The following is a 7,931-nucleotide window of genomic DNA, read 5'->3' as shown; positions in this document are numbered from 1 at the left end:
CTGCTAAGTGAAATAGGAATACAAAGAAGAAAGCAACGCTCTGCCGATGTAGAGCCTGTGTTTGCCCAACTCAAGCATAATAACGGATTTAGACGATTTTCTTTAAAAGGACTTCAAAAAGTTGAATTAGAGTTCGGATTAATGGCTTTAGGTCACAACTTAAGGAAGAAAATTGCAGCATAAGGGCAATTTTTGCCTCCACTCAAAATTAGCCCAATAAAAATCAAAACATCATCAAATAAAAAACCGTCTCAAATTATATGTTTTGAGACGGCTTCTTTTATTTTATAGTTCTGTTCACATTTCAATAACTGAAAACTGAGAATGAAAACTTACTCTTTTGAAGCTAAATATCTCTCAGCATCTAATGCAGCCATACATCCTGTTCCGGCAGCAGTAATTGCCTGACGATATACATGATCAGCAGCATCTCCCGCTACGAAAACACCATCAACATTTGTTTTAGATGTTCCGGGAACGTTTACAATATATCCTGTTTCATCAAGAGTAATATAATCTGCAAAAATATCTGTATTTGGTTTGTGTCCAATGGCTACGAAAAATCCTGTAGCAGGAATTTCAATAACTTCACCTGTAGTTTTGTTCAACGCTTTAATTGCGTGTACTACTTGTTGGTCACCTAATACTTCAATAGTATCGTGGTTCAATAAAATTTCGATATTTTCAGTTTTACGAACGCGTTCTTCCATAATTTTAGAAGCCCTGAATTTTTCGCTTCTTACTAACATCGTTACTTTTTTACAAAGTTTAGATAAGTAATGTGCTTCTTCACAAGCAGAATCTCCAGCTCCAACAATTACAACTTCCTGGTTACGGTAGAAAAATCCGTCACAAACAGCACAAGCAGAAACTCCGCCACCCATTTGCAAATAATGTTGTTCTGATGGTAATCCTAAATATTTAGCAGATGCACCTGTCGAAATAATAACAGTTTCGCAGTGTAATTCGATAGAATCGTTAATCCAAACTTTTTTAATATCTCCTGAAAAATCAACTTTAGTAGCCCAGCCATCACGAATATCTGAACCAAAGCGTTTTGCTTGCTCTTGCAATTGAATCATCATTTCAGGTCCTGTAACACCATCAACATAACCAGGGAAATTTTCCACTTCATTTGTCGTAGTCAATTGACCGCCAGGTTGCATTCCTTGATATAAAACTGGATTCATATTTGCTCTGGCTGCATAAATAGCCGCAGTATAACCTGCTGGACCAGAACCAATAATTAGGCATTTAATTTTTTCGATTGTATCTGACATAATATGTATAGTTTTAAGTGATGCAAAGGTAAACTTTATTATAAAAAAGTACCATCAAATCAAATCCTAAATAACTATCTCAAAATAAGTTTTATTTATTTTAATATTTTTCTTTTGTAATTCGAATTTATTACTATCTTTGCATCCGCTTACGGGGTGTAGCGTAGCCCGGTTATCGCGCCTGCTTTGGGAGCAGGAGGCCGCAGGTTCGAATCCTGCCACCCCGACTAAAGAGCCTTTCAATGGCAGTCAAAACCCCTTAAATCGTATGATTTAAGGGGTTTTTCTTTTTATTCAACTCCAAAACATTCAAGTTATATCAAAGAAAATGGGATCAACATTCGGGGTCCTCTTTTACCTAAAGACCCAAAAAACCACGATCCAAGGTTCGGCTCCTATTTGTGCGCGAGTAACGGTAAATGGAAAACGGACTGAGATTTCAGTCAAGCGTTCCGTTAAGGCAGCCGAATGGGATGAAAGAAAAGGCATGGCTAAGGGAAACCGCAAAGAAATTACTGAACTCAACATTTTTCTTAACCAGTTCAAGGCAAAAATCATAAACACGTATCAGCAGATGGTATTAAATGACGTTGCCATTGATGGGCCAGCAATCCGCGATAGGGTAAGGCACGAACAATCTGGCTCCAACATTGTTATCTCTGATTGAATATCATAATGAGCAACAACTACATAAACTTGCTCCCGGAACAATGAAGAATTACCATACCACGCAACGGTATGTGAAAAAATTCCTTTTGGAGAAACTTTACAGAAATGACATTGTCCTTTCACAGCTTACTTACAGATTTATTTTGGACTTTGAACGTTACCTTTTTAATTATGTACCCAAAGATCACCAAAAGCCTCTTAACAACAACGGCATCATGAAGCATATCGAAAGGTTGCGCAAAATGATAAATATGGCGGTTAAGTTGGATTGGCTTGTTAAAGATCCTTTCGCCAGTTTTAAAAAGCATTTTGAAAAAACAGAACGGGAGTCATTGAATATCCAAGAGCTTACAGCACTTGCAAACAAAGAGTTTTCTATTGAACGTCTTAGACATGTTCGGGATATGCTTCTGTTCAGCTGTTATACGGGGCTTTCCTATATTGAACTCGCTGAACTAACTCCAAACAAGATTGTTACAGGCATAGACGGTGGTCTATGGATATCTACAAGCAGGGCAAAGACAGACACAGGGGTACGTGTGCCTCTACTGCCTCAGGCCTAACAGGACAATTTTTGAACCATTTTAAAAATGATTTAAGAAAAATTAATCAACTAGATTATTAACTATAAATAAATATAGAAGCCCTAATTAATAGTTGTAATGTTTTTATTAAAACTTTTTATTCCTTTCAAAATATTTCTTTTCAAAATCAGTAGTTTTATCTGTGTAATAATCAATTCCATTTAAAATAAATTCGACTGCTCCAACAGGAAATTGGAACGATACAATAGGAATTTTTAATTGATCATTATCCAAATTAATACCTAAAAGATGTTTTTGGTCATATTGTAATTCATACCAGTTTCCAGTTTCTAGATCTCTCCATCTAAAAATTGGATGAAATTTCATTTCTTTTGGAATTTCAAGATTACTTAAAAATTTCCATTTTTTCATTTTTATACCAGCCTCAATTGCAGTGTAAAAATAAAAACTGTATCCAGAGCCTACTATTTCATCCAGATCTTGGGTCTCTTCCTTCTGATTAAAAACCCAAATCAAATCACCACCTAAATAATGCGGATCTGAGTAAAAATATTGGAAATATCGTACTTCATTGTCATGAATAATTTTATAAACATTTCCTATTTCTATAGTTTTTTTAGCCATTTTATGTTTTTTTAATTTATTTTCTAATTCCATATTTAAGCCAGTATTTTTCAGCAACGCCGTTTATTTATTATATAAATTCTCTAATTTATATGCAAGAATTTCAGTTTGTTCATAATATTTAGCACCATATCGGCTTAAGCCACCTTTAAATAACACGGGCTCCACATTATGGATCCAAGCCTGTTTTGCAGGGTCTAATAGGTGCTGTTCAAATCTGGTTAAAATTCCTTGACTAGTTTTTCCGACATACTCTATAGCTTGTGTCTCTCTATTTACTAAATGATAGACTTCAAATGCTTTTTCACCACCCTTTGCCAATAAAATGGCTTCCGCTTCTCCACTAATAAATCCAAGACCTCCGCTACTTCCTATTGTTCCTGGTGATTACAAATAAAGAGAAAAAACAAATGTAATATTATACTTATATTGTTTTTGCATAATACTCAGATTTCCCACTTGAAATATATGGTTTACAAATATTTTGATCTTAAAACATTATGTAAGTATTGATTTAATAAAACATTAACATTTTTTTGAATAATACTTTTTAAAACTAGATTTAAGTCAAATGTTAATTTCAATATTCAACAGTACATTATTATTAGTTACTTTGGTTTGATTTTGGCTGAATGCACATCTAAAATTTAATGTACTACTTGTTATGAAATAAATCACATATAAATCAGAATAGTTTCATAACAAGGTCTAAAGATAAAAAGCACAGCAAAAATAGTGAGACATCAGCCACAACATTAATAAAAAAGGGTTTGTTTCAATTGCTAAGAATATTGTCAAGCCAACAGTAATGTAAAACTTAGACCCATAATCCTGAAAAGTACAACTGATTAATTAATCATTAGCATGCTGGTTAAGTCCATCACCGTTGAGAGTATCCACACAATGACTCAACCGTTAAAGCGTTGTTTCATGATAAGAATCTTAACCCCAAAACTATCCGAATGAGTGTTATATTAATTGGCTTAATGTAAAGAATAAAAAGCACGGCAAGAATACAGAAAATATCAGCTACAACATTATTAAACAGAATTGTATTCATTGCCAGAAACATTCCCAAGCCGATTATCAGTAGAGGTAAAACTTATGAAGTAGATGAACTGTGCACTTATATCAGACACAGGAGGATTACATCTGGCTAGTTTATGCTTTGGACAAGAATTCTAAAACTGTTTTAAGTTTCAATGTTGGGAAATGAACTAATAAAACATTAAGCCGTGTTTTGGATACTTTAAAATTATGCGAAGCTAAAAAAATATTTACTGACCGATTAAAATACTACAGATATCTTATTGATGACAAACTGCATTGTGTAAAGCGTTTCGGAACCAATCATATTGAAAGTAAAAATTTGAGTTTAAGAACACATATTAAAAGATTAAACAGGAGAACAATCTGTTTTAGTCGAAGTTTAATAATCTTAATTTCTGTTTTGAAAATTTATTTTTGGCTTTGAATAAAAAAAGCTCCAATTTCCCTGAAGCTTTGTCTTAGTAGTGGGAACAGGACTCGAACCAACATGTAAAAATAATTTTATAATAACTTATTTTTATTAAATTGGAAAAATCAGCACTCGTTACTTAAAATAGAATATTGATCTTCACGGCGTTCCAAAACTGCTGATAAAACATACCGAAAAAGCATTATCCAAGCTACCAATTTATCCAATTTACAGCCTTACTAATTCCGATATGGATTACTTTATGTTGTATCATAATAACATTTTTAATACCTTTACTGATATTAAAGTACATTGACTCACTGCAATTAAATTGATCAAGGCTACAAAGGGCTACGAGCTAAGTCATTTTAAATGAGACCTATTCGGCTACCCTTTTTGGAAGAACACTTGAGAACACCAATAAAATCAACGAATTAAGGAATAGGCATGTAATCCTGCCACCCCGACAAAAGTCTTTTCATCTTCTTGAAAAGGCTTTTTTTTTGTATAAAACTGAAAATCAATTCAAAAACAATTCCGTTTCAAATATAGACCGTGGTTTCAACTATGGGAAACGTTTTATGATAATGCATCATAAATAATATATTTGTAAAAAATATTGCGCCCAAACGGTTGAAACCGTTGGCTATGTTTGAATATTACAAACAAGAAGCACGGTTATAATAATCCACTTGAAATCGAGAAAACCTTGGCATCAAATAAAAAAACTCTGATGACATTTGATCTTCAGAGTTTTTTTTAAGATTTTCCAGCAAAAATCTACCTTTATTATTTACTTCTCAGTAGCAATATAGGCAGGATATGATTCACGACTAGGCAAATCAAATTTTTCATCATAAGGTTGGATCCCATCGCCATTACTGAATAATGCTACACGTTTTACACCAGTTGCCGTACTGCCGCCAATACCATTGACAACATTTTGAATATTACCAGGACCTGCAAAACGGGTGATACACATTTTTTAGAGTTTTACATTTGGACTATTCGGTATTTCAAAACCATTTTTCTTGTTTACGATTCCACCATTTCCTGTAAAAACTGCGTAAGACCCCATTCCTATACTGTGATGTTCTTTGACTGTATTTGCTACTTTGAATGCTGCATAACCATCAACCCTTCCATCCTGACTACTCCAGCTTGCCTGATTTGGAGCATCGTACGGCGGTTCGTTTTGAAAGAAAAAAGTCCTGCCTCGTTCTCCTAACCACAACACTTCATATTCTTGATAATGTTCTGCAAATAAAGCATAAAGTGTAACATCATCACCAACAACAATAAGTCCGTTTTTACACCTGTCTCTTGCCCAACGAACATCTCCGCCTTTTTGTGAACCATGATCGGCACGCCACAACCAGAAATGATCCCCGACTACATTGTTGCTGTTTATTTGCATAGAAGTTTGTATCTGAATATTTTTTGACTGAACTCCTCCTACCCTACAAGTAATATCTGTAAGCAAGATAGGATCTGCAGAATGGTCAGCATTTGCGCCTTCGTCACCAATTCTAACTTGATACGTTGTACTGTTGAATGAATCCATAAGAAGTCCGGCAATGATAATTCCGTCTTTGTCGTCAGCAAAAATACATCCCCAAGTATTCTTTTCAGTAGGCTCTAAAGTTACCGAAGCTATTCCGGCACCCAGAAGTATTGCATCTTTTTTATTTACCTGAATAGGAGCATTCAACGCATAATGCCCTGGTGTAAAAAATATATTTTTACCGGCTTTTAGCGCATTATTGATTTCTACATCAGTGTCGCCTTCTTTGGCAACATACCAATCCATAAGCAAATCCTGAATTTTACCTTTGCCCATATCTGTTGCAGACCAGGAAACCCCCACTCTATCCTTTTGCCATGCGGGAACAAACACTTTGTATTCGCCATCATTATCAATAAAAAGAAAAGGTTTTTCTCTGATAATAGGTGTCACAGGAATTGGAGAATTGGCATCATCTGCTTGTGGAGGATTCACGCAGCCTTGCCAAACCATATTGTATGAACCGCCCATAGCTCCTGAGCCTGAAGGAAAAACAGCATTCCTGGTGTACCATTGTTGTTGTCCGCCCCAGTCTGGTCTTGTTGATGTATAATGAGTATCAGCAATAAAACCACCGCTGCCCCAGAAGTTAGTGTCACCAATATCCGAGATATATTTAGAAGTACTTTCAATCGACATTCTTCGTGCACTGGTAGATTGAGAAACTGTCCAGGCAAAATCTCGCATTACAGCCACATTTTCAACAGAACGCCAAAATGTACATGTAGCATTTGCTCCTCCCGAAAGGTGAGGCCTTGTAAATATAGAACCCAACTTTACATCTGATGGTACTTTGCCTAAACCTCCAATATGAGAATAGAATCCTAATTCTATTGAATTAGCAGTCGCCGATGATGCGGAACCCGATCCACCAGAATCATACGTTTGACCTTTAATATTAGCTTTAAAATAATAGGCCTGACGTTTTGTAGTAAACTCACCATTTGATCCGCCGAGACCAATAGCACCAAACTGCGAATTAATTTCGTTTCGGGCAGTTTCTGCTTTTTCATATTTTCTATCGTAGAAATACATATTGTCACCAAAAATTTGATTCTCCAACGAAATTATTAAGGCTATATCATTGCGGGTAACTTTATAATAGTTCTCATATTTATCTGCGTTTGGCTTATTGTCTGTAAATGTCAATTTTGAAGTCGAGCCAAGAGCAATAAAATCTGATGCCAAACGACTGCCTGCTTTTGTAATTACATAATTTCCTGAAGTACCAAATGCCGGCCATGATAATACTACGTTATGTTTCTTCTTGTTGTAAACAATCTTGCCTTGTATCTTATTGTCTTGTTTTTTTTCATCTGATAAATTTGATGTTATAAAACTGCATAGAATCAACATAAACGCAAATGCTGTAAATATTGAGATTAACTTTTTAATCATAAATAATCTTTTTGGGTTTGATAATAGTATCGTTTTAAGAATCCCAAAATAGCAATAATCTTTGACCTATCTGTCCGTTTTTATTCTCAATTTTCTCATCAAAAACTATACAAAGCCTCAATTTATCTTGTAATAGCAATGCTAAAAGTTAAAAACGAAATGATAAGAGATTTGTAATTGTAAAAATTACAGACGGAGACTTTTATTAAAGAAGAGAAATTGATTTAAGAAAAGAGCATTTCATTCAGATCAATTAACATTCAAAGAAATACCATTGCACTTAATCGGATAGGAGCCTAGGGATTAATTCCCTAGGCGACCTTCCACACCACCCGGCATACGGATCCGTACCAAGGCGGTTCTTAATTTACGATACATTTTAAGATAGATAC

9 protein-coding genes and 1 tRNA gene are annotated in these 7,931 nt (G+C 34.8%); 5 read left to right on the top strand and 5 right to left on the bottom strand.

Going from position 1 to position 7,931, the window contains the following annotated elements; translation table 11 throughout:
* A partial coding sequence (locus NJT12_RS24495; RefSeq protein WP_271338735.1) for a transposase occupies positions 1 to 183 on the top strand: 183 nt, incomplete at its 5' end.
* Positions 184 to 332: 149 nt separating this feature from the next.
* On the opposite strand, the gene trxB is transcribed toward NJT12_RS24495, so the two are convergent.
* The gene (gene trxB / locus NJT12_RS24490; RefSeq protein ID WP_271338734.1) at positions 333 to 1,280 is read right to left on the bottom strand and encodes a thioredoxin-disulfide reductase; all 948 of its coding nucleotides are present in this window, start codon (positions 1,278 to 1,280) and stop codon (positions 333 to 335) included.
* 152 nt (positions 1,281 to 1,432) lie between these two features.
* Here trxB and NJT12_RS24485 point away from each other — a divergent pair.
* From NJT12_RS24485 to NJT12_RS24475, 3 genes are all read left to right on the top strand, one after another.
* Positions 1,433 to 1,507, top strand: a tRNA-Pro gene (locus NJT12_RS24485).
* A 101-nt stretch (positions 1,508 to 1,608) separates the two neighbouring features.
* Positions 1,609 to 1,947, top strand: a complete 339-nt coding sequence (locus NJT12_RS24480; RefSeq protein WP_271338733.1) for an Arm DNA-binding domain-containing protein — start codon at positions 1,609 to 1,611, stop codon at positions 1,945 to 1,947.
* Positions 1,931 to 2,512 (top strand): site-specific integrase, encoded by a 582-nt coding sequence (locus tag NJT12_RS24475; RefSeq protein ID WP_271338732.1) that lies wholly within the window; start codon positions 1,931 to 1,933, stop codon positions 2,510 to 2,512. The genes NJT12_RS24480 and NJT12_RS24475 overlap by 17 nt, the downstream gene beginning before the upstream one ends.
* Positions 2,513 to 2,620: 108 nt before the next feature.
* Here NJT12_RS24475 and NJT12_RS24470 read toward each other — a convergent pair whose 3' ends face one another.
* The gene (locus NJT12_RS24470) at positions 2,621 to 3,151 is read right to left on the bottom strand and encodes a hypothetical protein (RefSeq protein WP_271338731.1); all 531 of its coding nucleotides are present in this window, start codon (positions 3,149 to 3,151) and stop codon (positions 2,621 to 2,623) included.
* 30 nt (positions 3,152 to 3,181) lie between these two features.
* Positions 3,182 to 3,439, bottom strand: coding sequence for a hypothetical protein (locus tag NJT12_RS24465; protein WP_271338730.1), 258 nt, complete (start codon positions 3,437 to 3,439; stop codon positions 3,182 to 3,184).
* A 919-nt stretch (positions 3,440 to 4,358) separates the two neighbouring features.
* Between NJT12_RS24465 and NJT12_RS24460 the strand changes: the two genes are divergently transcribed.
* On the top strand, positions 4,359 to 4,592 hold the full coding sequence (locus NJT12_RS24460) for an IS1 family transposase (protein ID WP_271338729.1): 234 nt from the start codon (positions 4,359 to 4,361) through the stop codon (positions 4,590 to 4,592).
* A gap of 778 nt (positions 4,593 to 5,370) precedes the next feature.
* On the opposite strand, the gene NJT12_RS24455 is transcribed toward NJT12_RS24460, so the two are convergent.
* Together NJT12_RS24455 and NJT12_RS24450 are read right to left on the bottom strand one after the other, a co-directional pair.
* Positions 5,371 to 5,559, bottom strand: coding sequence for a hypothetical protein (locus tag NJT12_RS24455; protein ID WP_271338728.1), 189 nt, complete (start codon positions 5,557 to 5,559; stop codon positions 5,371 to 5,373).
* 3 nt (positions 5,560 to 5,562) lie between these two features.
* On the bottom strand, positions 5,563 to 7,539 hold the full coding sequence (locus NJT12_RS24450) for a hypothetical protein (RefSeq protein ID WP_271338727.1): 1,977 nt from the start codon (positions 7,537 to 7,539) through the stop codon (positions 5,563 to 5,565).
* Positions 7,540 to 7,931 lie beyond the last annotated feature (392 nt).

The sequence above is a fragment of the Flavobacterium azizsancarii genome (genome assembly GCF_027980145.1).
GTDB lineage: Bacteria > Bacteroidota > Bacteroidia > Flavobacteriales > Flavobacteriaceae > Flavobacterium > Flavobacterium azizsancarii.
Note: the sequence above shows the minus strand (reverse complement) of the source record. Positions and strands in the feature narration are given on the sequence as shown.